The 21474-nt window shown below is 69.0% G+C and carries 22 protein-coding genes; 9 read left to right on the forward strand and 13 right to left on the reverse strand.

What is annotated here, in order from left to right; translation table 11 throughout:
* Positions 1 to 7: 7 nt before the first annotated feature.
* Positions 8 to 973 (reverse strand): hypothetical protein, encoded by a 966-nt coding sequence (locus tag ACZ50J_RS16260; RefSeq protein ID WP_464298194.1) that lies wholly within the window; start codon positions 971 to 973, stop codon positions 8 to 10.
* The gene (locus ACZ50J_RS16265; RefSeq protein ID WP_464298195.1) at positions 973 to 1872 is read right to left on the reverse strand and encodes a glycosyltransferase family 2 protein; all 900 of its coding nucleotides are present in this window, start codon (positions 1870 to 1872) and stop codon (positions 973 to 975) included. Before ACZ50J_RS16265 ends, ACZ50J_RS16260 begins: the two co-directional genes overlap by 1 nt.
* A 177-nt stretch (positions 1873 to 2049) precedes the next feature.
* On the opposite strand from ACZ50J_RS16265, the gene ACZ50J_RS16270 reads away from it, so the two are divergent.
* Positions 2050 to 2910 (forward strand): helix-turn-helix domain-containing protein, encoded by an 861-nt coding sequence (locus ACZ50J_RS16270; RefSeq protein ID WP_464298196.1) that lies wholly within the window; start codon positions 2050 to 2052, stop codon positions 2908 to 2910.
* Here ACZ50J_RS16270 and ACZ50J_RS16275 read toward each other — a convergent pair.
* The 5 genes from ACZ50J_RS16275 to ACZ50J_RS16295 are packed head-to-tail and all read right to left on the reverse strand — an operon-like array spanning position 2811 to position 6744.
* Positions 2811 to 4037 carry an MFS transporter gene (locus ACZ50J_RS16275; protein WP_464298197.1) on the reverse strand — a complete coding sequence of 409 codons (1227 nt, stop codon included), beginning with the start codon at positions 4035 to 4037 and terminating at the stop codon, positions 2811 to 2813. The two genes, ACZ50J_RS16270 and ACZ50J_RS16275, sit on opposite strands and share 100 nt — an antisense overlap.
* Before the next feature lie 51 nt (positions 4038 to 4088).
* A complete protein-coding gene (locus ACZ50J_RS16280; protein ID WP_464298198.1) occupies positions 4089 to 4532 on the reverse strand; it encodes a hypothetical protein in 444 nt (147 codons plus the stop codon).
* A 1-nt stretch (position 4533) separates the two neighbouring features.
* Complete coding sequence (locus ACZ50J_RS16285) at positions 4534 to 5286, reverse strand: SDR family NAD(P)-dependent oxidoreductase (RefSeq protein WP_464298199.1); 753 nt, start codon at positions 5284 to 5286, stop codon at positions 4534 to 4536.
* Entirely contained in the window at positions 5279 to 6496 is a 1218-nt protein-coding gene (locus ACZ50J_RS16290) for an AMP-binding protein (RefSeq protein WP_464298200.1), read from the reverse strand. Before ACZ50J_RS16290 ends, ACZ50J_RS16285 begins: the two co-directional genes overlap by 8 nt.
* On the reverse strand, positions 6493 to 6744 hold the full coding sequence (locus ACZ50J_RS16295; RefSeq protein ID WP_464298201.1) for an acyl carrier protein: 252 nt from the start codon (positions 6742 to 6744) through the stop codon (positions 6493 to 6495). Before ACZ50J_RS16295 ends, ACZ50J_RS16290 begins: the two co-directional genes overlap by 4 nt.
* A 101-nt stretch (positions 6745 to 6845) precedes the next feature.
* On the opposite strand from ACZ50J_RS16295, the gene pseH reads away from it, so the two are divergent.
* The 4 genes from pseH (at position 6846) to ACZ50J_RS16315 (ending at position 11135) form a co-directional block, all read left to right on the forward strand.
* Positions 6846 to 7346 carry a UDP-4-amino-4,6-dideoxy-N-acetyl-beta-L-altrosamine N-acetyltransferase gene (gene pseH / locus ACZ50J_RS16300; RefSeq protein WP_464298202.1) on the forward strand — a complete coding sequence of 167 codons (501 nt, stop codon included), beginning with the start codon at positions 6846 to 6848 and terminating at the stop codon, positions 7344 to 7346.
* A complete protein-coding gene (gene pseI, locus ACZ50J_RS16305) occupies positions 7339 to 8397 on the forward strand; it encodes a pseudaminic acid synthase (protein WP_464298203.1) in 1059 nt (352 codons plus the stop codon). The genes pseH and pseI overlap by 8 nt, the downstream gene beginning before the upstream one ends.
* A 2-nt stretch (positions 8398 to 8399) precedes the next feature.
* Positions 8400 to 10280: a hypothetical protein gene (locus ACZ50J_RS16310; protein ID WP_464298204.1), complete on the forward strand. Its 1881-nt coding sequence runs from the start codon at positions 8400 to 8402 to the stop codon at positions 10278 to 10280.
* A gap of 135 nt (positions 10281 to 10415) precedes the next feature.
* On the forward strand, positions 10416 to 11135 hold the full coding sequence (locus tag ACZ50J_RS16315; RefSeq protein ID WP_464298205.1) for an SMP-30/gluconolactonase/LRE family protein: 720 nt from the start codon (positions 10416 to 10418) through the stop codon (positions 11133 to 11135).
* Here the strand turns inward: ACZ50J_RS16315 and ACZ50J_RS16320 are convergent.
* Genes ACZ50J_RS16320 through pseB form a run of 5 tightly spaced genes read right to left on the reverse strand, consistent with a single transcriptional unit; the run spans position 11132 to position 17011 of the window.
* Positions 11132 to 12190 carry a hypothetical protein gene (locus ACZ50J_RS16320; protein ID WP_464298206.1) on the reverse strand — a complete coding sequence of 353 codons (1059 nt, stop codon included), beginning with the start codon at positions 12188 to 12190 and terminating at the stop codon, positions 11132 to 11134. The two genes, ACZ50J_RS16315 and ACZ50J_RS16320, sit on opposite strands and share 4 nt — an antisense overlap.
* Complete coding sequence (locus ACZ50J_RS16325; protein WP_464298207.1) at positions 12187 to 13962, reverse strand: hypothetical protein; 1776 nt, start codon at positions 13960 to 13962, stop codon at positions 12187 to 12189. Before ACZ50J_RS16325 ends, ACZ50J_RS16320 begins: the two co-directional genes overlap by 4 nt.
* Positions 13898 to 14851, reverse strand: coding sequence for a hypothetical protein (locus tag ACZ50J_RS16330; RefSeq protein WP_464298208.1), 954 nt, complete (start codon positions 14849 to 14851; stop codon positions 13898 to 13900). The genes ACZ50J_RS16325 and ACZ50J_RS16330 overlap by 65 nt, the downstream gene beginning before the upstream one ends.
* A 5-nt stretch (positions 14852 to 14856) precedes the next feature.
* Positions 14857 to 15987 (reverse strand): DegT/DnrJ/EryC1/StrS family aminotransferase, encoded by a 1131-nt coding sequence (locus ACZ50J_RS16335; protein ID WP_464298209.1) that lies wholly within the window; start codon positions 15985 to 15987, stop codon positions 14857 to 14859.
* A 10-nt stretch (positions 15988 to 15997) separates the two neighbouring features.
* Positions 15998 to 17011, reverse strand: coding sequence for a UDP-N-acetylglucosamine 4,6-dehydratase (inverting) (pseB, locus tag ACZ50J_RS16340; protein WP_464298210.1), 1014 nt, complete (start codon positions 17009 to 17011; stop codon positions 15998 to 16000).
* A gap of 186 nt (positions 17012 to 17197) precedes the next feature.
* Here pseB and ACZ50J_RS16345 point away from each other — a divergent pair, with 186 nt between their 5' ends.
* Complete coding sequence (locus ACZ50J_RS16345) at positions 17198 to 18181, forward strand: PseG/SpsG family protein (protein WP_464298211.1); 984 nt, start codon at positions 17198 to 17200, stop codon at positions 18179 to 18181.
* Here ACZ50J_RS16345 and ACZ50J_RS16350 read toward each other — a convergent pair.
* Positions 18147 to 19427: a cytidylyltransferase domain-containing protein gene (locus tag ACZ50J_RS16350; protein ID WP_464298212.1), complete on the reverse strand. Its 1281-nt coding sequence runs from the start codon at positions 19425 to 19427 to the stop codon at positions 18147 to 18149. The genes ACZ50J_RS16345 and ACZ50J_RS16350 overlap by 35 nt on opposite strands.
* Positions 19428 to 19471: 44 nt before the next feature.
* Here ACZ50J_RS16350 and ACZ50J_RS16355 point away from each other — a divergent pair, with 44 nt between their 5' ends.
* Genes ACZ50J_RS16355 through ACZ50J_RS16365 form a run of 3 tightly spaced genes read left to right on the forward strand, consistent with a single transcriptional unit; the run spans position 19472 to position 21463 of the window.
* Entirely contained in the window at positions 19472 to 20053 is a 582-nt protein-coding gene (locus ACZ50J_RS16355; protein WP_464298213.1) for a TIGR03089 family protein, read from the forward strand.
* A gap of 10 nt (positions 20054 to 20063) precedes the next feature.
* Positions 20064 to 20837: a CoA transferase subunit A gene (locus tag ACZ50J_RS16360; protein WP_464298214.1), complete on the forward strand. Its 774-nt coding sequence runs from the start codon at positions 20064 to 20066 to the stop codon at positions 20835 to 20837.
* Complete coding sequence (locus ACZ50J_RS16365; protein ID WP_464298215.1) at positions 20837 to 21463, forward strand: 3-oxoacid CoA-transferase subunit B; 627 nt, start codon at positions 20837 to 20839, stop codon at positions 21461 to 21463. Before ACZ50J_RS16360 ends, ACZ50J_RS16365 begins: the two co-directional genes overlap by 1 nt.
* Positions 21464 to 21474 lie beyond the last annotated feature (11 nt).

The following is a 21474-nucleotide window of genomic DNA, read 5'->3' on the forward strand; positions in this document are numbered from 1 at the left end:
TTCGACTCTAACCGCAGACCGTGACAGGCGAGGGTAGGTAGCGCGTCAAGAGCCCGCGTTGCACCGTGCCGAGAGCGGTCTCGAGGTGTTCCAGACCGGGGGTGACCACCCGCGTCGCGGTCATCCCGTGCAACGCCGCGAGGTTGAGCAGCGCGGTGCTCGTGCCGCCGATCGCAGCCGATGCGCCGACGACCTCCGGGTTCAGCTCGGCCGGCAGGTCGCCGTTCAGCGTCTCGAAATCGCGGTACCGCGAACGGTCCTCCGCGGGATGCGGACAGACCACCAGTCGCTTGCCGCTCTGTCGCGTCGAGCGTGCGACCTGCTCCACGTGGCGCAGGTATGCCGCCTCGTCGAGCGCACCGATCTCGACCCACGGCGAGCTCAGGAAGATCACCCGGTCATCCAGTGGGTCCGGCCGTCGATCTCCCACGTGCGAACCGAATTCGGCACGGATCCGCGGCTCCAGTGCGTAGCCACGCCGGGCGTCATACATCGCGAAGCGGGCGCTGGTCAGCCCGCGCACCGCACCCTCGACCGCCAGTGCACGCGTCGTCGTCCAGGGCTCCCGAAGGCCCTGCCGGCGCCATGCAGCGCGTCGGGTGCGCCAGTCGCCATACGTGCCCAGGCCCTCGTCGGTGACCACCGTCCGGATCGCCCGGCGCGGTGCCGCGCGTCGCATGGTGAGCCAGGCGCGAATCCCCGGCGCGCCCACCGAGAGATAGGTCACCGGCTCGTCCGGGAGGTCCGCGAGCGCGGCGACCGAGTGGACGATCTGCAACCCGGCGCCCGCCGGCAGCGCGAGGAACCGGCGGATGTCGTCGCTGCCGACGTTCGCCTTCCCCAGGAACCGGCCCCCGGCGAGGTAGGTCACGCGCAGCGGCCCGGCGGCCCCTCGCAGGTAGGCGGCCAGGTGGACCAGGTGCGTGCGGCTGCGCACGCCGGTGACGACTATCTGCACCGGGTCGGGGCTCATCACACCACCGGCGGACGGCCGGTCCGGGCCAGCCGACAGACCGTCCGCCACGTCATCGGGCGCCGTTCACCGGCGTCCGTGCGGACGCCTTCCACGAATCCCCCGATCCACGTGCGCAACGCCCGATGGTCCCGCACCCGGACGACGGTCACGCCGGTCCAGAAGCCGAGGTAGACCGGTACGAGTGGTGCCGGCAGATTGCGTTTGGCCACCCACACCCGGTTGCGTGCGTTGGTGTGGAAGTAGACGTCGTGCCGCGCGGCGTCCGTCGCCGGATGATGTATGACGATGGACGGCGCGTACTCGATGCGCCACCCGACGTCGGCCAGCCGCCACGCGAGATCGACACCCTCGTGACCGAAGAAGAAGTGCCCCGGCCAGCCGCCGACTTGCTCGAAAGCCTTGCGGCGCACCAGAACTGCGGCTTCCCAGAACCATGCCGCCGGACCCGGCCGGCCACCGCCACGCACCTGGAACCGCGGTACCCAACGTCGGGGCGACGGCTTGCCGTCCGGGTCGACACCACGCGGTTGGACGACCGCGATCCGGTCGTCGGCCCGCAGCCGGGCCGCGAGCGCGGCGATCACGTCGGGCGTCGGCAGTGCGGCGTCGTCGTCGTAGAAGTAGATGAACTCGCCACGCGCCTCGCGCGCTGCGACGTTGCGACCCTCGGGGATCCCGACGTTCTCGGGCAGATGGACGCTGCGCACCCAGTCCGGCAGACCCTCCGGCCGCCACCCGTTGCCGACGACCACGACATCGAGTTCGACGCCCTCCTGGGCGCGCAGGGTGGCGAGCGCACGGCGCAGCTCCGCCGGCCGGTCACCCATGTGCAACATCGCGACACCGACGGTGGGCAACGCCGACGATGAATTCGGTGTGCCGACAGTGCCTTCCACCCAGTCGTCTCCCTTGTTGTTCTCGGTGCGAGCTCGCGATTCGGAGGCTACGAGCCGCTCTTGAACGGAATGGGGAGCGTTTCTGAACATCTCGACAACCCTGCTCGTGCAGCGGGTGGCGTGCCGGCCGCGGGAAAGGGCGGGGAATGCGCTGCGGGCCACCGGCCTTGCACCGACATGGACCCCGTTCAGACCTGGCGCATCGACCGCTCCTGGTCCACCGATCTGTCCGCGGGCGCCGTCCTGGAGACGGCTCGTTCGTCGCTGTGGCTCCTGGTGCGCTCCGGCTCGGTCACCATCGGCAGCCTCGGCACCGCAACGGCGATCACGCTGCGCCCGGGCGATGCGGCATACCTGCACCACGCCGTCCTGCATCCGGTGCGGGCCACCGCGGACAGCGCGCTGTTGGCCGCCGATCTGCGCGCGGAACGTGGGACCGTCCCACGGCTGATGATCGCGCGCGACTTCGCCGACACGCAGACCGGCGTCGTGGCGCTGCTGTCGGCGTGTCCGATGCGTGGCGAGATGAAGGTCGAGCGACCCCGCATCACCACCGCGTATGGCGAACTGCTCGGCTCGGCGATGCTCTCCGAGCGCGAGCGCAGCACCGACGACCGGCTGCCGCGGTCGTCCGCCGATCCGGTCGTCCGGACTGCGGCGATCGCGATGGCCGACGACCCGACCCACGACTGGTCGCTCGCCGAACTCGCCGCCCTCTCCCACGTCGGCACCACGACCCTGGTCGACCGGTTCCGACAGGCCATCGGCCTCGCGCCGATGCAGTTGTTGCGCCGGCTGCGGATGCGGCACGCGATGGACGAGCTGGCCGCATCGGACGCCGCCCTGGTCACCGTCGCACGCCGGTCCGGATACGGCTCGGCCGAGGCGTTCGTGCGAGCCTTCCGGGCGGAGACGGGTCACACGCCCGGGCAGTGGCGTCAGTCGGTCCGCGGCACCGTTCGCAGGACGGCGAAGCCGACCGCAGCGAGCGCCGCGGCGATCGCCCCGACGCCCATCGCGGTCCAGACATCCCGGTGATCGACCACCAGTCCGCCGGCGATCGCGCCGACGGTGATCGCCGCCTGGAACGCCGTCACCTGCAATGAGACCGCCGACTCCACCCGCTTCGGCTCGATGCGGGACACCCACAACTGGGTGGTCACCGGCACCATGTTGAAGCCGGTCCCCCACGCCAGGATCGCCAGCGCGACCAGGGCCGACGACGGGTGCAGCGCCAGCACGGCCAGCCCCATGGACAGCATCGCCGGCGCCAGTGCCACGCCCAGCCGCAACCTGCCGGACAGCGAGCCGCCGAGCAGGTTCCCGGCCAGCCCGCCGATCCCCCAGGCCACCAGGAGCACGGTCACCAGCGACGGCGTCACGGCCTGCAGCGCCACCCGGATGTAGGGGTAGGCGGCGAAGTTGCCGAACGCGGCCAATGCCACCAGCCCGACACCGGCCATCAGCCGGCGGTTGCCCAGCGCCTGGCGCATCATGGCTGCCCCCGCTCCGGGATGCGCGGGCACCGGAGGCAGCAGGCGGGCCATCGCCAGCCCGGAAGCCGCCGTCGCCGCGATGAGTATGGCGAAGACACCTCGCCAGCCGATGCTGTCGCCGAGCACCGAGGCCAGCGGTACGCCGACGATGGTGGCGACGCTGGTGCCCAACGACATTGCCGTCGAGACCAGTGCGGGACGCCCGGTGATCGCGACTCCGACGCCGAATGTGAAGGACCAGTAACCGGCGATCGCGACACCCAGCAGGACGCGACCGGCCAGCAGCAACGGCAGCGTCGGCGCCAGCGCCACCAGCACGTTCGAGACCACGGCGAGCGCCAGCAGCCCGAGCAGCACGCGCCGACGGTCGGTCCGCGGCAGCACCGACGCGATCGTCGGTGCGGTGATCGCGCCGGCGAGAGCCGTCGCCGCGACGGCCAGACCGGCGCGTCCCTCGCTGACGTGCAGGTCATGGGCGAGCAACGGCAGCACTCCGGCCGGGACGAATTCGGCTCCGACGAGGACGGCCGTGCCCGTCGCGAGGACGAGCGCGGTCAGCGTCGCCGGGGGTTGTCCGGTGTCGACGCGTGCCTGTTCACTGGTTGTCGCTTCGGTGGTTGTCGCTTCGGTGGTCGTCGGTTCGGTGGTCGTCGGTTCGGTGCAGGTCACGTAGTCAGCATCGGCCAAGGGGGCGTCGAGCCATGGATCTGCCGACCCGACTCATTGATCGAAAGACCGCGCGGTGATCCGCAGACCGCAGCACACCAGCACGTCGTCGACACGCACGCGCTCGATCCGGACCTGCCGCGCGAACTTCCCCGGGACGATCAGCCCCGGCCATTCCAGCCACGAAAGCACTTGCAGGTCAAGCAGTTTCGCCGTTACCTCGCACTGGGTCCAGCGTGGCCACACGACCGCGGGGTCGGTGCTGCGCGCGCGTTTGGCCACCTTGCCGGGCACCGGTTGCGCGACCAGCTCCGCGTCCACCGCGGCCCGGTCCACGAGCGCGTCCGGCACCAACCAGGCCACTCCCCTGCCGTCCGCGAGGTGCGACCGTACGCCGGCGCCGTCCGCGCGCAGTTCGTCGCTCGGCGCGATGCGAAGGTATGCCGGCACGGCATACCGGGCCAGCAACTCCGTGTCGGCGGGGTTCGGCGTACTCATCTCAGATCGAACTGCCGCCGTCGATGGTGATGACCTGGCCGTTGAGGTTCGTGTCGTCGAACAGCAACGACCGCACGACCGGAGCGATGTTGGCCGGCGTCACCATCCGGCCGGACGGAGTGCGCCGGGCGATCGTCGACAGCTGCTCGGTGCCGAGCACCGAGGACATGTCCGACGCGAAGAACCCCGGCGCCACCGAGTTGACCAGGAAACGGCCGTGCATCTCGCGGGCCAGGGTGCGCATCGCGGCGTCGAGACCGCCCTTGGTGGCGGCATACGTCACGAGGCCGGAGTAGCCGCGCTGGGCGCACACCGAGGTGACCATGACGATCCGACCCCGACCGCTGGTCGCCATGGCGTGCCGGATGAACGCCCGAGTCAACACCAAGGGCGCGGTCAGGTTGGTCTGCACGATCTGCCCGATCCGCTCGGGTGAGGTGTGCAGATGCATCGAGTCCTGGCCGATGGCAGCGTTGTTCACCAACGAATCGATTGGTCCGACGGTGTTCTTCGCGTCCTTCAGGAACTGCTTCAGACCGTCCTGGTCGTTGATGTCGAGCGGCGCGGCGAACAGCCTGTCGCCATACTCCTGCTCGAGCTGTTCGATCTCCGGAGTGAGCTTGCGGGAGAACGTCGCGACCTTCGCGCCGTGCTCCAGGGTGTCCCGGACCAGCTCGAGGCCGAGGCCCTTCGTGCCGCCGGTGATCAGCACACACGAGGCGGCGGGGATCGGGTCGGGGATCTGGTCAGACATCGCTCTTCAGGCTCTCCTTGAACGGGATCTCGGGCAGCACGCGCACGCGCCGCGGCACCGAGTAGTCGGGCAGTTGCTGGGCGCACCAGGCGGTCAGGTCGTTCGTGGTCGCCGCGGCCCCGTCGGTGAGGACGACGTCCGCCACCACCATCTGACCGACCAGTGGCGCCTTGCGGCCGCGGACGGCGGCCCACACGACGTCGGGGTGGTCCAGCAGGCGGCGACGGACCGACGATCCGGACGCCTTCGAGCCGCCCACGTTGATCTCGTCGGAGGCGATCCGGCCGACGATCGCGACGCGATCGCTGGTCACCTCCACCCGGTCCCCGGTGGGTATGACGGCAGGCATGCCGTCCGCCGCGTGCGGCGAGACGATCAGTAGTTCGTCGTTCTCGACACGCAGCGTTGGGCGACCCGGGGTGTCCCGGTCCAGCCACGCCGTCGGAAATCCGGCCGACCCGTCGTGCACCGCGATCGCGGCGCCGGCCTCGGAGGAGGCGTAGATCCACGAGATGCGTGCGTCGGGGAAGACCTCGCGCAACCGGTCCAGGATCCCCTGGTCCACCGGTTCGCCGCCGAGGGTGATCTGCTCCAACGGCAGTCGAGCGACGGTGTCACCGGAACGCCACAAGGCCTGCCGCCAGAACGTCGGCGTGCCGGACGCCGCGGTCACGCCGTGTTCGAGCGCGAGCTGGGGCCAGCTGTCGATCTGGTCGGGCTCGACGAAGACGACGTCCTGGCCGGGAACGGTCAGGGACAGCGACACGACCTGCCACCAGGCGTAGGCACCGGTCGCGTAGGGGCACAGCCACACCCGAGGCGGCTGGTCGCCGCCGACCGTCGTCAGTGAATCCAGTGTGTGCGCAACCTGTTTCGGGCGTCCGGTGGACCCGCTGGTGAGCAACCACAACCGCCCGGGCTCGGCCGCGCGGTCGGCATCGGACGGCTCGACCCGGTCGGCTCGCACAACGGCCAGACCGGCGGCGCTGAACTCGGCCGCCTGTTCGTCGTCGATCCGTCGGGCAGCGGTGATGAGTGTCTCTCGGTCACCATCGGTGACGTGCTGCCACACGGCGCGCACGGCGTCGGTGTTGTCCGCCGCGAGGATCGCGGTGGCGTCGGGCCACCCTGATCGGACGGTCAGGTCCGCCCAGGTGCCGGCATACCCGGTGGTGACGATGCGGTTCCCCGCTCCGCGTGGAACCGTCACGCAGGGACCAACTGGTCGATGAAGTCCAGGACGTCACTGACGGTCTCGACCGAGCGCAGCTCGGGAGCGTCGAAGTTCAGCTCGGTGTCCAGCTCGTCCTCGACCCGCAGGGCGAGCTCGGAGAAGTCCAGCGATCGGAAACCGATCCCGTCCAACCGTGCGCTGTCGTCGGCCGGCAGCTCCTTGCCTTGTGCGGCGAGAACTTCACCCATCATCGCTCGCACGTGGTCACGGCTCAGACCGGACATCGGGCCTCCCTTGCTGTTCACCAGTTGTTGTCATTTCGGTCGCCTGGGCGGCATACGTTCCAGGTGACCGGTTCGTCCGACGCCCTCTGGAGAAACACTGAATGCTTCGCCCTGCCACTGACGCCGACAAGGAGAACGTGCGGGTCTGGCGGAACCATCCGCAGGTCCGCGCGGTCTCCTTGACTCAGAACATCATCACCCCCGAAGAACACGCAAACTACTGGAAGTCGTTGGACGGCAGCGCAATTCGCCGACTGTTCATCTTCGAGTACGCCGATGTTCCCGCAGGTGTGGTGACCTTCTTCGACATCGACGACACAGCACGCACGGCGATGTGGGGTTACTACCTCGACAACGACGGTCTGCAGGAGCGCGGTCAGTTGCTGCTCGCGTGGATCAAGGTCCAGCGCGAGGCGGTGAAGCTCGCGTTCGGCGAACTACAGCTCGACGAGTTGTATGGCGAGGTCCTCGACGCGAACGAAGCCGTCCGGTCCATGAACACCCGCAACGGTTTCGAGGAGATCGACGCGCAGGAGCGTCTCGTCGGCGGAGAGCCCGTCACGGTGCACACGATTCGCCGCAGGAGGCAACCGAATGACTGATCCGGTCGACATCACGATCGGCAAGCACACGATCGGCCCGGGACACCGGCCGTTCATCATCGCCGAGGTCTCCGGGAACCACGACGGTTCACTGGACAAGGCCCTGGACATCGTGCGGATGGTTGCGGATTCGGGCGCCCAGGCCGTCAAGCTGCAGACCTACAAGCCGGAGACGATCACCATCGACTCCGACGCGCCGGACTTCCGGTTGTCGGACGGCCATCAGCTGTGGGGTGGTCGCACGCTGTGGGACCTCTACCAGGAGGCGCACACCCCGTGGGAGTGGCACGCACCGATCTTCGAGCTGGCGAATTCGCTCGGACTGGCCTGCTTCTCCTCGCCGTTCGACCCGACGGCCGTCGACCTGCTGGAGTCGCTCGACACCCCGGCCTACAAGATCGCCTCGTCGGAGATCGTCGACCTGCCGCTGGTGCGGCTCGCCGCGAGCAAGGGCAAGCCGATGATCATCTCGACCGGGATGGCCTCGATCAGCGAGATCGACGCCGCGGTCACCGCGGCGCGCAGCACCGGCAACGAGCAGATCGTGGTGCTCTCGTGCACCGCCGACTACCCCGCCAATCCGGAGGACTCGAACCTGCGCGGCATACCCGTGCTCCAGGATGCCTTCGGCACGCACGTCGGGCTGTCGGACCACACGCCCGGGATCGGTGCGCCACTGGCCGCCGTCGCGCTGGGTGCGGTCGTCGTGGAGAAGCATGTGACGCTGGCGCGTGAGGGCGGTGGCGTGGATTCGTCGTTCTCGCTCGAACCGCACGAACTCGCTTCTCTCGCACGCGAATCCGAGGTTGCCTGGCAGTGCCTCGGGCAACCCCGCATCGGCGCCACCGCCGGCGAGCGGGAAGGGCTGCGCTTCCGCCGTTCGCTGTATGTCGTCCAGGACGTGCGTGCGGGTGACCCCGTGACCGCCGACAACGTCCGGTCGATCCGGCCGGCGGGCGGGTTGCCCACCGACCTCTTCGACACCGTCGAAGGACGCACCTTCACCGCCGACACCGCGCGCGGCACCGCATTGACGTGGGACCTGATCTGAGGATGTTGGAAACCGGTCTGCAGATCGACCCGCCGTCGGGCGCCCTCCTGCTCGGCGGGGACCTGCTCCAGTGGTCCGACCTGGAACGCACCGAGCCGTCCAGTGCCACGTCGTACCTGCTGAGCAGGCTGATCCGAAGCCGGCGGCCGCGCAACGCGTTGCTGCTCGGGCCACGAGCCGCTGCGCAGCTCGACGCGATCCCCACCCCCGAGGTGGGCGTCCTGGTGCGCGGCCTGCCCGATGCCCGGCAGTTGTCCGCCCTGGCCCGCGAACGCGACGAGCTGCAGGTATTCTGCGGTGGGGTCGACCGCTTCCCGACCGATCGCACCTACGATCTGGTCGTCTGCCTGGACAGCCCGGGCACGCTGGCCACCCCGGATTCGCCGGGCGCAACACAGGCCGCGGTGGCGCAACTGGTCGAGTCGGTGCTCGCCCCCGACGGCGTGGCCGTCCTCTCCATCGACAACACGCTGGGGTTGGACGATCTGCTCCGGCTGGAGCTGCGGACGACGTTCGACGACGACGCGCAGTGGTTCCGGGGCGCGCCGGACTTCGAGCAGCGCTCGCCATACCGGCACGAGGTCCCGGGCCTGTTGGCCGCGGCGGGACTGCAGGTGCACCGCGAGTACTCGGCATACACGACGTCGCAGGCGCCGGTCCTGCTCGTCGACGAGGACGTCGCCGGCGCAGCTGCCGGCTCCGTCACCGTGCGGCGGACGCTCACGGCGCTCCTGCAGCGGGTCGAGGCGACACGGCACAGCCGGACTCCGGCACTCACCGACCCGTATGCCGCGGCCCGCAAGGTCGTCGCGGCAGGACTCCTGCCGCAGCTCGCACCGGCATGGTTGCTGGTCGCCGGTCACGTCGGCGAGGACGAGGACCGCGGCGGGCCGCTTCCCGACGTGATCCTCGGGGACGACGTCACCGCGCCGGAGTGGGCCGCGGTGCTGACGCTCGACCGGACCGCCGACGGATGGTCGCGCGGTGCGGTCGGTGCCCAGGGCGACGGCCTGCTCACCGAACGACGCGTGAGTCGTGACATCCGGCGCCTCGGTATGACGGACTTCGGCGGCGCCGCCGAGTCGCTCCAGGAACGGCTGCGCGTCGCGGCGGCCCGCGGTGACATGCACGCCCTGCACACCGCCGTCCGGGCGTACAGCGAGTGGTTGCTGGATGCGATGTTCCCCGAGCCGGCCGCCCGGTTCTTCGCGACCCCCGACAACGTGCTGGTCGCCGACGACGGCACGTTGTCCCTGCTCGACGCGAGCTGGAGCTGGTCTGAGTCGCTGGAGCCGGAGACCGCGGTGATCCGCGGGCTGCGGGTCTTCGCGCGGCACCTGTTGCGCAGTGGCGCCGAGCACCGGTGGCGTTCCGACATCAGCCCGGACGAACTCACCAGGACACTCGCCGCGATGGCCGACCTGCCCGTCGACCCGGCCGTCATCGACGGCATCGCGCGGCGGGAGGCCGAGGTCGACGCAGTGCTGCAACACTTGAGTGCGAGTCGCGAAAGTCATTCGTACGCAACGAATCTCGCCGCCGGAGCATCGCAATTCACCGCGACACCCGGTCCGGCACGCGGCTACCGCGAAAGTCTGGCGGTGACCGGCCGGATGTCCCAGGAGCTGCACGAGCGCGGCGAGCAGGTCGAGTGGCTGGAGTCCTCGTTGCGCGACCGCGACAAGCGGGTGGCCGCCCTGGAGCGCGAACTGGCGTCGGTGCGCGGCTCGTTGAGCTATCGGGCCGGCCGCAAGGTCACCGCACCCGGCCGCAACGCCGGTCAGGCAGCGGTGCGTGCCGGCCGCAAGGGCGCCTTGTCGATGCTGCCGCCGGACTTTGCGCCGCGTGCCGAGCGGGCGTTGCGCAAGCTGCTGGATCGCTAGCTGTCCTGGGTCCGGCACGGATTTCAGTAAGGATCTCTCGGGCTGCACCCGACCGCTACCCGGTGTTGGTGGTGCCGATCGTCAAACCACGCGGGCACCACATGGCACTGCGCACAAAGGGACGACCTCACCGGTGTGGTCGGGGTGTTTCGCCAGCCGGCAGGCTTCCCCAACGGCAACGCCTACGACCGTGAGGGACGCCTGATCACCTGTGAGCAAGGCGCGCGCCGCATTGTGCGCACCGAACATGACGCGTCGTTGACCGTCCTCGCCGACAGCTACGCCGGTCGGGCGCTCAACAGCCCGAATGACATGGCGATCGATCACACGGGTGCGATCTGGTTCACCGATCCGCCATACGGGATCAACAACAGCTACGAAGGACGGCGTGGCACCGAAGAGCAGGGTGGCAGTTTCGTTTACCGGATCGACCCGACGGAGCTGCGGGTGGACCGTGTCGCTGACGGCTTCGAGCGGCCGACCGGAATCGCGTTCGCGCCCGGTGAAGAGTGGCTTTACATCGCGGACAGCCGGGCAAGCACCATCCAGAGGTTCCGATGTCGAGGAGACAGCTTGGCCGACGGTGAATCGTTCGTTCGCAGTGCCGTGCCGAGCCTGGACAGTATGGCGCTCGATGAAGACGGCCGGATCTGGATCGGTGCTCTCGACGGCGTGCACTGCTACGACCCGGACGGAACGTTGCTGGGCAAGATCCGCCTGCCCGACGCCGCGTCGCACGTCGCGTTCGGCGGCGTCGAGAACAACGTGCTCTACGTCTGCGCCACGACCTCGCTGTGCGCCTTCATGCTCACGGTCCGAGGGCTCGCGTCGGCTGCACCTCGGTCGCCGAACTAGCCGGCCGGGGTGTCCCAGATCAGCTGCAGGTGCCCCAGCTCGGCCGGTACGTCGACGCCTTCCGCGTTCGTGACGACCCGCAACAGGACCGGCTCGCCCACCGGGCCCTGCTCGATGTGCAGGTCGGCGTGCGCGTGAGCCGGGTTGTCCGACCCCGCGCGCGCCACCAAGCGGCCCCGGACCGGTGCACCGGTCTCCAGGCCGACACCGTCGACGTCGATCAGTCCGGCATCCAGCCAGCGGCGCAGCGCATCGGGCAAAGGGACGGTCGGGTCGTTGGGCAGCAGGCGCCGCCGTGACTCGCGGATCGCCTTGTTGACGGCGCGTCGCGCGAGGGTCGCGGCTCGCGGGGGCTGCCGGCGCAGCCGCACGTGCACCGGTGCGAGTTCCCCGTTCGCGGCCGGCCAGGTGCTGATCAGTTGAACCGCCAGGCCGTCGCGTTGTCGGCCGACGAAGGGCGTGACCGACGCCGTGCCGCTGCGCGGCACGGACAGCTCGATCTGGTCGATGCGGACCCCGACCTGGCTGTACGGCATGATCCGCGCCCGCGCCCAGTCCGGCAATGCCGGGGCGTCCACCGCTTCGAGGATGAGCAGCCCGTCGCGGCTCACCGATCCCGCCGGAAGGTCGAACTCGACCGTGCCGATCGCCGCACTGCCGTGCGTGTCGTCCGCGGGCGCCAGGTAACAGACCGCGCGGGTCTCACCCTGGCTGCGCAGGATCATCAGTCGTCCGGTCGCGCCGTCCTCGCGGGTGACGTGCTCCGGCGGGCGCTTGTGCCACCACTCCTCGGAGGTCTTGTCGATCGACATACGCACCCGGACGCGCAGCGGCCGACTGTCGTCGACGTCGACCTTCGCCCCGATGAGCGAGGGCGACAGCGCGAACCGGCCGACGATCGCGACGCCGCGGGTGAAGCGGTCGACGACCTGCAACTCCGGTCGCTGGCCGGCCGTCAGCATGGTGGGCACCGGCAGCAACGGCGCGGGTTGATCGAAGATCGTGTCGAACGAGAGCGGCGACTCGTCGAGCGCGCGACGCACCTCCTGGGTCACTTGACCGTCACCGCCCCGAGCTGCATCGCCAGTCGTTCGGCGCCGTCGGTGAAATCGAACCTGGTCAAGATGGGTTCCTTCCGTGTCCACATTCGTTGCGTCGCCTGCAACGCCGCCTCACCGTCGCTCTCCACGTGCCGCATCGCGACCGTCAACGCACGGATCAGGCTGTCGTTCTGGCCCATGTCCCAGTGCTGCACGAGCATCGAGGCGACATCTCCCCCGCCGCGGTAGAACCACTGCCAGAGGCGGGCGCGCTCGACCTGTTCCGTGGTGATCGGCGAGTCCCCGGCCAGCAGCTTCTCGATGGAGTCGTCCAGCAGCCGCCAGTAGTCCTCGCGGTCCTGCGCGACCATGCTGAAGCCGCACTGGCTCCACTCCGACCAGCCGGCCTGCAGGGCCGGTACGCCATACACGGGCAGCTCGGCGCTGACACTGCCGCGGACGGTCACGCCGAGGTCGACGAGGCTCCAGATGATGTTCTTGGACAGGTCGAAACTGCGGCGGAACTGCAGGTGCGGGTGGTCCGCGAACCGTGCCTTCACGGTGTCGAAGAAACCCGTCACGTCATACAGGAACTGCGCGGGGTGGTCCTGGAAGAGCCAGTTGACCCGGGTGTCCTGCGCGGCGTGCTCGGCCATCTTCTCGAACCAGTCGGCGAGGTCGTCGAAGATCTCCCGGTTGGTGCCGAGCGCGTCGGAGACCGCGTGGTTGAAGACGACGACGACCGGTTTGCTCTCGTCGAAGCCGAGGCGTTGCATGGCGTGCTTGCGCAGGTCCGCGCGCTCGACCGGATTGGTCAGCTCCAGTGAGCTGACCACGCCGCCGCCGCGCCACCAGGACGGGCGGCCCAGGTTGCTCTTGGCCCGCCACGCGGTCAGTTCGGCACTGCGCCGCAGCAGGTCGCGGTTGGCCCAGAGGCTCTCCTCGAAGAACTGTCCGATCTCGCGGGTGAGGTGCTCGCGAAAGGTGCCCTCGGTCCGGCGTTCCGGCCCGAGCATGTACGCCTTCAGGCCGCCGGTGGTCTGCACGTGGATGACGGGGACCTCGAAGCGCATCGCGGACTCCACGGCCAGGCCCCAATGGTTGTAGTCGACGTGGCTGGTCACGACGGCGACCGGGTTGAGGTGCTGCAGCAGCCCGTCATACACATCGGAGAACTCGGTGCTGCGACGACGCACCTCGTCGGCCTTCTGCGCCTCGTTCTCGGTGACACGCGGCACACGCGCGACCCGGGCGGTCGTCGCCTCCACGACGTCATCCAGCGTCTGCGGGTCGATGCCCGACCGCACGTCCCCCGGTATGACGGTGCCGGCCACCTCGAAGTCGCGGCGGACCCCACGGACCCGCTCGTCGACGATCTCGTGGATGTCGATGACGTCGTCGGCGCCATACGCGTGGGCGAGCTTGGTCAGCAGTTCCTTGTCGTAGTAGGTCCACTGGAAACTCAGCCAGTCCGAGTCCGCGCCGAGCACGATCACAACCCGCGCCGGCGTCACCCGGCGGATGGCGTTGGCGATCGTCAGGCTGCGGATGCCGACCCGGATGTCCTCGGTCATCAGCTCGACCAGGATCGTGGCGTCGCCGGAGGGCAGCGTGTTGGTCAGCCAGAACTGCTGCGCGACCTCGCAGAAGCGGTCGAACGACGCCCCGAGCTTCTGCGGGTTCGGCGCCTGCCGCCGCTTGTCGAAGCGCGTGTCGGTCGACTTAACCGGAAGCTCCTTCAGGACCTTGGTCGTCCGTCGGAATCCGATCGAGTTGCTCACTGTCATCCTCACCACTTTCACTCATCGACGCCCCGTCGGTGACGGGTGCTGCCGCGTCGGCCGCCGGGTCGGCAGCTCGCCAACCCAGCGCTTCACGAAGTTCGTACTGGCTGAGCAGCTCGTCCTCGCCGAGCTGCTCGCGAGCCAGTTGTCGTGCATAGTCGTCCGGCACGAACGGCTGATGGAGTTCGGGGAACAGCCGCAGCTGTTTCGCGCGGCCGCCGAGGACCGCACGTTCGTTCTCCAGGATCATCGGGTCGCCGTACACGCCGATCTGCGCGCCGACGCTGGCGCCGTACAGCAGGGCGCTGCCCAACCGGTTGCTGACCACCCGTCGATGCCTGCGCAGCTCGGCCAATTGCTTGTCGAGGAAATGGACGTCGGTGCCGCGCCACATGTGCCCGCGGTAGCCGTGCGAGATGACGCGGAACCCGGCGCGCTCGTAGATGCGCCGAACTCCCTTGTCCTGGAACTCGTTCCAGTAGAGGCACACGGTGATCGGCACGTCGCCCTCGACCTCGCGCAGCTCGTGCACGTAGCGGTCGTGACTGCCGACGATCTGCTGCTGCTCCCATCCGTGGAACGGGTAGACGATCGTCCCGGTCCGCTCGGCGGGCCGCTCGACCAACTGCGAATCCCGTTCCAGTTGCAGCAGATACGCCCATGGCGAACCGACGACGACATACCGGCGCAGACCCTGCGCCCACCCCCGGCGCGCCACGTCGTGCGACCAGACGAACCGCGGGAAACCGGGTGCGAACTGCGTGCCCACGGCGAACCCGTCGTGCGTGTTCCAACCGTGCTGGAGGTAGCCCCAGATGCGGGGCACCTCCGCCAGTCCGGCATACCGGGCCAGCACGTGGGCGTGCCCGTAGAAATGATTGGCGTGATGCATCGAGGTCAGGTTCCGACGAAGTCACGCACGAGCTCGATGACCCGGTCCACGTCGGAGTCGGACAGCGTCGGGAACATCGGGAGGCTGATCTCCTGCGCGGAGTAGGTCTCCGCGACCGGGAACTGCCCCTGCCGCCAGCCGAGGTCGGTGAAGAGCGGCTGCAGGTGCACCGGGATGTAGTTCACCTGCACCCCGATCCCGTTCGAGCGCAGGTGGTCGAACAACTCGCGGCGCCGGCCGTCGACGATCCGCAGCGGGTACAGGTGCCACATCGGGTCGGCGCCCTCACGGGTGGCGGGCAGACGCAGTGAGTCGATGCCGCTCAGGCCTCGGTTGTAGCGGTGGTGGATCGCCCGGCGACGGGCCTTGAAGAGCGCGAGCCGTCGCAACTGGTTGGACCCGAGCGCGGCGAGCACGTCGGGAAGGCGGTAGTTCAGCCCGAGCGAATGCACCTCGTAGTGCCACGGACCGTCACCCGGCGAGCGCAGCTTCGCGGCGTCACGCGTGTAACCGATCCCCTTGAAATCCCTTGCCCGGTCGAGGATCTCGTCGTATGACGACACGAGCGCGCCACCTTCGGCGGTGGTGAGGTTCTTGGTCGGGAAGAAGCTGAACGTCGTGACGTCGGCGAGCGATCCGACCGGTGTGCCGTCGAGCGAGCCACCGATCGAATGCGCCGCGTCCTCCAGCAGCAGCGCGCCGCCGGAGTGGGCGACCTCCGCGAGACCGTCGGCGTCGATCGGGTGGCCGGCGAAGTCCACTCCGGCCACGACGGCGGTCTGCGGTGTCATGGCGTCCTTCACCGCGACCGGGTCGAGATTGCCGGTGTCCTCGCAGACGTCGGCGAAGACGATCCGGGCACCTTGCCACATCGCGGTGGTCGCGGTGGCGAAGAACGTCAACGGCGTGGTGATCACCTCGTCGCCGGGTCCGACGCCGAGCCCGGCATACGCGGTGTGCAGTGCGGCGGTGCCCGACGTCACGCCGACGGCGGGAGCTTTGAGGCCTGCGATGGACGCGATGTCGCGCTCGAACGCCTGCACCGCGGGTCCGGTCGTCAGCCAGTCGCCGCGCAGCACGTTGGCGACGGCCTCGATGTCGGACTCGTCGATCGACTGTCGGCCGTAGGGAAGCATCGGCCGGCGCCTAGCGCGCGACGGAGGTCAAGCCCAGGTGACCGAGCTCGAGGACACGGGCGATGTCGGCCGCGTCGTACCAGAGGTCGTTCTTGTCCGAGGAGCAGTGGAAGCCGTCCGGGACCGGCTTGGCGTCCTCGATCTTCCGGTAGCCCCAGCTGGCCAGCTCGGGTTCGAGCACGAAGTACTTGCCGTCCTGCACGATGACCGCGCGGCGACCCTCCTCCGGGCTGATCATCTCCTCGTGCAGCTTCTCGCCGGGCCGCAGTCCGATGTCGTGCATCCGGGCACCGGGCGCGATGGCCTGGGCCAGATCGGTCACCTTGTGCGAAGCGATGTGCGGCACGACGAGCTCGCCGCCCTGCATCATCGCGAAGGTGTCCAGCACCATCTGGACCGCCTCCGGCAGCGTGATGAGGAAGCGGGTGCAGCGCATGTCCGTGATCGGCAGCGACTCCCCCGCCTCGTGCAGTGCACGGAACTTCGGGACGATGGAGCCGCGCGAGCCGGTGACGTTTCCATAGCGCACCACGGAGAACCGTGTGGGGTATGCCGCTGCATAGTGGTTGCCGAGAATGAAGAGTTTGTCCGCTGTTAACTTGGTGGACCCGTAAAGGTTGATCGGACTGGACGCCTTGTCGGTCGACAGTGCGACGACTTTCTGCACACCCGCATCAATGGCCGCCTCGACGACATTCTGCGAACCGAGCACATTCGTCTTCACGAACTCGAACGGGTTGTATTCGCCGGTGTCGACCTGTTTCAACGCGGCCGCGTGCACCACGTAGTCGACGCCGTGCATCGCGCGGCGCAACCGCTCCAGATCCCTGACGTCGCCGATGAACCAGCGCAGCCGCGGGTCGTCGTTGAACATCTGGCGAACTTCCCATTGCTTGAGTTCGTCGCGCGAGTAGACGATGACACGATGGGGATTCTGGTCCTCCAGGAGGCGGGTGATGAAGGCCTTTCCGAAAGACCCTGTGCCACCGGTTACCAGGACCGAAGAACCCTGCAGATCAGTCACGTACTAACTCCCAACCAACGTAATCAAGACACTTGCGACAAGGGACGATACGTTGGCGAAATCATGCAGCTACCATCATCGCAATGACATTTGAGGAAACCTTTGACCAACAGCTTTGATCCGTCTCCGGAAACGCCCCGTCTGGCCCTTCGTTGCGACGCGACGTCCGCGATCGGTGTCGGACACGTGGTGCGCTGCGTCGCACTCGGCCAGGAGTTGCGGGGTCGTGGCCACGACGTCGTGCTCTGGGGACGCATCGACGGCATCGCCTGGCTGACCGACCTGGTGGCCGACAGTGGGCTGCGCATTCTTCCTGCCGTCGACGGAGTGGCTGCCCAGGTGGATCAGGCCGTCGACGCAGGCTTCACCGGCGTCGTCCTGGACGGTTATCACCTGGAGACCGGACTCGGCGGCGCGCTGCGTGCGGCCGGGAGGGTGGTGCTCGCGCTCGTCGACGGCGATTTCGGCGCCGCCCAGGAGGCGGATCTGTATGTCGACCAGAACCTCGGCGCGCAGCCGCACCGCGGCGGGCCGGACGGCTCGCAGTGCCTGACCGGAGCCGGTTACACCCTCTTGCGCGACTCCGTCCGTGCCTGCCGCCGCGCGCCGGGACCCGTCAGCGCGTCGGGTGAGATCCGTTCCGTGCTGGCGGTTTTCGGCGGGACGGATCCGGCCGGTGTGGCGCCGCGTGTGATCCCGGCGCTGCTCGCGACCGGTGCGGAGATCGACGTGTCGGTGGTGGCCTCGGACCCTCGCACGGCCGACCGGCTCGCCGCGCTGCCGCGGTCCTCGCGACAGCGGCTGCGCGTCATACCTCCACAGCGGGACTTGGCAGCCCTGGCCGCGGCGAGCGACGTGACGCTCAGCGCCTCCGGCACCACGGTGTGGGAGCTGCTGGCGATCGGTGTGCCGACCGCCGTCGTGTGCGCGATCGACAACCAACGACTCGGGTATGGCGCGCTGCTCGCAGCGGACGTCGCGACCGGGCTCGGAACGATGCCCGACCTGGATTCCGACCTGGTGGCCGCCACCCTCCGCGAACTGATCGAAAACCCGCAGCGCGCAACGGATCTCGCGGCTCGCGGCCAGCAGCTCATCGACGGCGACGGCCGCTGCCGGGTTGCCGACGCGTTCGTCAGCCGGCTCGCAGCGCTGTCGCCTGGGCGGTGACCTGCTCCGCCGACTCCGCTGCCAGCACGACGCTCGTGGAGCCGGTCCGCCCCAAGACCTCGCCTGCCGCAGACGCGTCCGGGCAATGTATGGCGAGCCACCGCTCCCCGAGGACCGTCGGAATCGCATCCCGCAGTTCCCAGGGCAGTTCGAGATACCCGACGCTCGGATCGGTCAGCGCCTCGGTGAGTTCGGAATCGTCCAGCACCCGGCACCCGACCAGTCGCAGCCGGCTCTCCTTCTGGTGACGCAGCAGCACGTCCCGTGACTCCGTCAGATCGGCCGGCGAGTGGGCAACCACGACGTCGACTGTCGAACTGCCCAGTGCAGCAAGGGTTTCCCAGACAGCGGCATCGGCACCGTCGGGCAACCCCGCCGGCAACTCCGCGACGACCCCGACGCGTTCGCTGAGGCCATGACGCAACGCGCGTCCCACTCTGCTCGCGCCGTCGAAGTCGACCACCCGCACGTGCGTCGCCCCGGCCAGCGCAGCGCGCTCCAGCAGTTGTGAGGCGGCCGCCGGTTCGAACGCACCGAACCCGCCGGCACAGATCCACGCCAACGGCTCCGGCACCGCCCCGCCCGCGGCGACCCACGCGTCGAGCAACTCCCGCCAGGAAGCGGTCAGCGCGTCCGGCACGGAGGCCAGTGCGCGGGCCGCGATCGTGAAGTCGAGCAGCGTGTCGACGGTGCACCGCACCCGACCTGCAGCGCCGGAAACCGGTGGCACCCAAGTGAAGTCGTCGGTATGCCGGCGGATCCACGGCGTCACGTGCTCCCTGTCGTATGCCGTCCGCGCCGACCGGTTCGCCTCCCGCAGCAGGCCCGCGGTGAACACCTCGGCACCCATGCCGTAGATCGTCTCGGTCGTCACCCGCAGGTAGTTCTGCCCGGCGTCGCGCAGGTGCCCGATGAGCTCCTCGACATACGCACCGTCGGGGCCCGCGTTGTCACCGGTCAGCCGAACGACGAGGTCGTCGTCGGCCAGGTCCGCTGTCGCCGCCGCGAAGCGGTCCAGCGTGTTGTGCAGGTCACCACGGAAGACGGCGACCCCGGCCGCCTCCAGCGCTGCCGCGAGCGCATCGTCCTCCGGTTCCACACTCGTCGCGACGACGACGTCGAGGCCGGTGTTCGCCGCCCGCTGCGCCGCCAGGACCACCAGAGGACGGCCGGCGAGAGTGAGCAACGCCTTGCCCGGCAATCGGGACGACGACAGGCGGGACTGCAGGACGACACGGACCCTCATGTGCGGACCGTAGCCACCGAAGGTGTCGCGTCTAGGCTCATCAGGTGAATTCCGATGAACTTCGCGCCGCGCTCCTCGCCGGTGACCTCTCCCGCCCGCGGCTCACCTGGTATGACGAGGGCAATGGCGAACGCATCGACCTCTCGGGCAAGACGCTGGTGAATTGGGTTGCCAAGGCTGCGAATTGGCTCGAGACCGAGATGAGCCTCGAGCCCGGTGACGTCGTGCGGCTGGACATGCCGGCCGATCATTGGCGGACGATCTACTGGTCACTCGCAGCGTGGACCCGCGGAGTGAGCGTCACCGCGGACGCCGACGCCGACGCCTCGGTCAGCTTCAGCCCCGATGCCGCAGACCTGATCGAACCCGCCGCGGCGCTGGCGGCCAGTCCCCTGCAAGCCATGTCGGACGCCATGCCGGGACCGGTCGGCGCCATACCTTGCGACGTGCCAGTCGTCGAGGACGTCGCGCCCGGCAGCCGCGTGTTCATCACCGACAACGACGCGGCGCCTGCCCTGACCGCCGCGTTGATCGTCCGCGGTTGTTCCGTCCTGGTGGTGCGCGGCGGCGATGAGCAGGCCCGGTCCGCACGGAGCGCGTCGGAAGCCGTGACCGTCGTCTTGTAATGTCCGTCACATGGACAAAGTGGTCTCTTCGGCGGCAGCAGCCGTGGCCGATATTCCGTCCGGGGCATCGCTCGCGGTCGGCGGTTTCGGGCTCTGCGGCATACCCAGTGTGTTGATCCAAGCGCTCCATCAGACCGATGCCACGGACCTGGAGGTCATCTCCAACAACTGCGGCGTCGACGACTGGGGCCTCGGAATCCTGCTGCGGGACAAGCGGATCCGGCGGATCATCGCGTCATACGTCGGCGAGAACAAGGAGTTCGCCCGGCAGTACCTCGAGGGCGAGCTCGAGGTCGAGCTCACCCCGCAGGGCACCCTGGCGGAGAAGCTGCGTGCCGGCGGTGCGGGGATCGCCGCCTTCTACACCGCGACCGGCGTCGGCACCCAGATCGCCGACGGCGGTATGCCGTGGCGGTATGCCGAGGACGGTTCGGTCGCGCTGGCCTCCCCCACCAAGGAGACCCGCGAGTTCGACTTCGGCGGGACGACCAAGCCCTACGTGCTGGAGGAGGCGATCGTTGCCGACTTCGGTCTGGTCCGGGCCGCCAGGGGCGACCGGCACGGCAACCTGGTCTTCAACCAGTCCGCCCGCAACTTCAACCCGCTCTGCGCGATGTCCGGCAGGATCACCATCGCCGAGGTCGAGGAACTCGTCGAGCCCGGCGAGATCGACCCCGACGACGTACACCTGCCCGGCATCTACGTGCACCGCGTCGTCGAACTCACCGAGGACCAGGCGACCGACAAGCGCATCGAGAAGACGACCACGAAAGGCGGTCAGTGATGGGACTGTCCCGCACTGAGATGGCCGCCCGCGCGGCCCGCGAGTTGTCCGACGGCGACTACGTCAACCTCGGCATCGGCCTGCCCACCCTGGTGCCCAATTACGTGCCGGACGATGTGGAGCTGGTGCTGCAGTCCGAGAACGGCCTGCTCGGCGTCGGTGCCTACCCGGAGGCCGACAAGGTCGACCCCGACCTGATCAACGCCGGCAAGGAGACCGTCACGCTGCGCAAGGGCGCCTCGATCTTCGACTCGGCCACCAGCTTCGGGATGATCCGCGGCGGCAAGGTCGACGCGGCGATCCTCGGCGCCATGCAGGTCTCGGTCGCCGGTGACATCGCGAACTGGACGATCCCCGGCAAGATGATCAAGGGCATGGGCGGCGCGATGGACCTGGTCCACGGCGCCCGCAAGGTCATCGTGCTGATGGAGCACGTCGCCAAGGACGGCTCGCCCAAGATCGTCACCGAATGCACGCTGCCGCTGACCGGTCAGCGGGTGGTCCAGCGGATCATCACCGACCTGGCGGTCATCGACATCACCGACGACGGGCTGAAACTGGTCGAGACCGCACCGGACGTCACCGAGGACGAGGTCCGCGCGGCGACGGGCGCACCGCTGGCCTGAGCGGAAGGTCG

This window comes from Flexivirga sp. G2, assembly GCF_055397625.1.

Bases quoted from the DNA above. Each gene is read 5' to 3' on its own strand.
- ACZ50J_RS16310 (WP_464298204.1), top strand. From the start codon at position 8,400: ATGTTGGAAACCGGTCTGCAGATCGACCCGCCGTCGGGCGCCCTCCTG.
- ACZ50J_RS16335 (WP_464298209.1), bottom strand. From the start codon at position 15,987: ATGCTTCCCTACGGCCGACAGTCGATCGACGAGTCCGACATCGAGGCC.
- ACZ50J_RS16360 (WP_464298214.1), top strand. From the start codon at position 20,064: ATGGACAAAGTGGTCTCTTCGGCGGCAGCAGCCGTGGCCGATATTCCG.
- ACZ50J_RS16280 (WP_464298198.1), bottom strand. From the start codon at position 4,532: ATGAGTACGCCGAACCCCGCCGACACGGAGTTGCTGGCCCGGTATGCC.
- pseH (WP_464298202.1), top strand. From the start codon at position 6,846: ATGCTTCGCCCTGCCACTGACGCCGACAAGGAGAACGTGCGGGTCTGG.
- ACZ50J_RS16325 (WP_464298207.1), bottom strand. From the start codon at position 13,962: ATGACAGTGAGCAACTCGATCGGATTCCGACGGACGACCAAGGTCCTG.
- ACZ50J_RS16365 (WP_464298215.1), top strand. From the start codon at position 20,837: ATGGGACTGTCCCGCACTGAGATGGCCGCCCGCGCGGCCCGCGAGTTG.
- ACZ50J_RS16295 (WP_464298201.1), bottom strand. From the start codon at position 6,744: ATGTCCGGTCTGAGCCGTGACCACGTGCGAGCGATGATGGGTGAAGTT.
- ACZ50J_RS16350 (WP_464298212.1), bottom strand. From the start codon at position 19,427: ATGAGGGTCCGTGTCGTCCTGCAGTCCCGCCTGTCGTCGTCCCGATTG.
- ACZ50J_RS16285 (WP_464298199.1), bottom strand. From the start codon at position 5,286: ATGTCTGACCAGATCCCCGACCCGATCCCCGCCGCCTCGTGTGTGCTG.
- pseI (WP_464298203.1), top strand. From the start codon at position 7,339: ATGACTGATCCGGTCGACATCACGATCGGCAAGCACACGATCGGCCCG.
- ACZ50J_RS16330 (WP_464298208.1), bottom strand. From the start codon at position 14,851: ATGCATCACGCCAATCATTTCTACGGGCACGCCCACGTGCTGGCCCGG.
- ACZ50J_RS16260 (WP_464298194.1), bottom strand. From the start codon at position 973: ATGAGCCCCGACCCGGTGCAGATAGTCGTCACCGGCGTGCGCAGCCGC.
- ACZ50J_RS16270 (WP_464298196.1), top strand. From the start codon at position 2,050: ATGGACCCCGTTCAGACCTGGCGCATCGACCGCTCCTGGTCCACCGAT.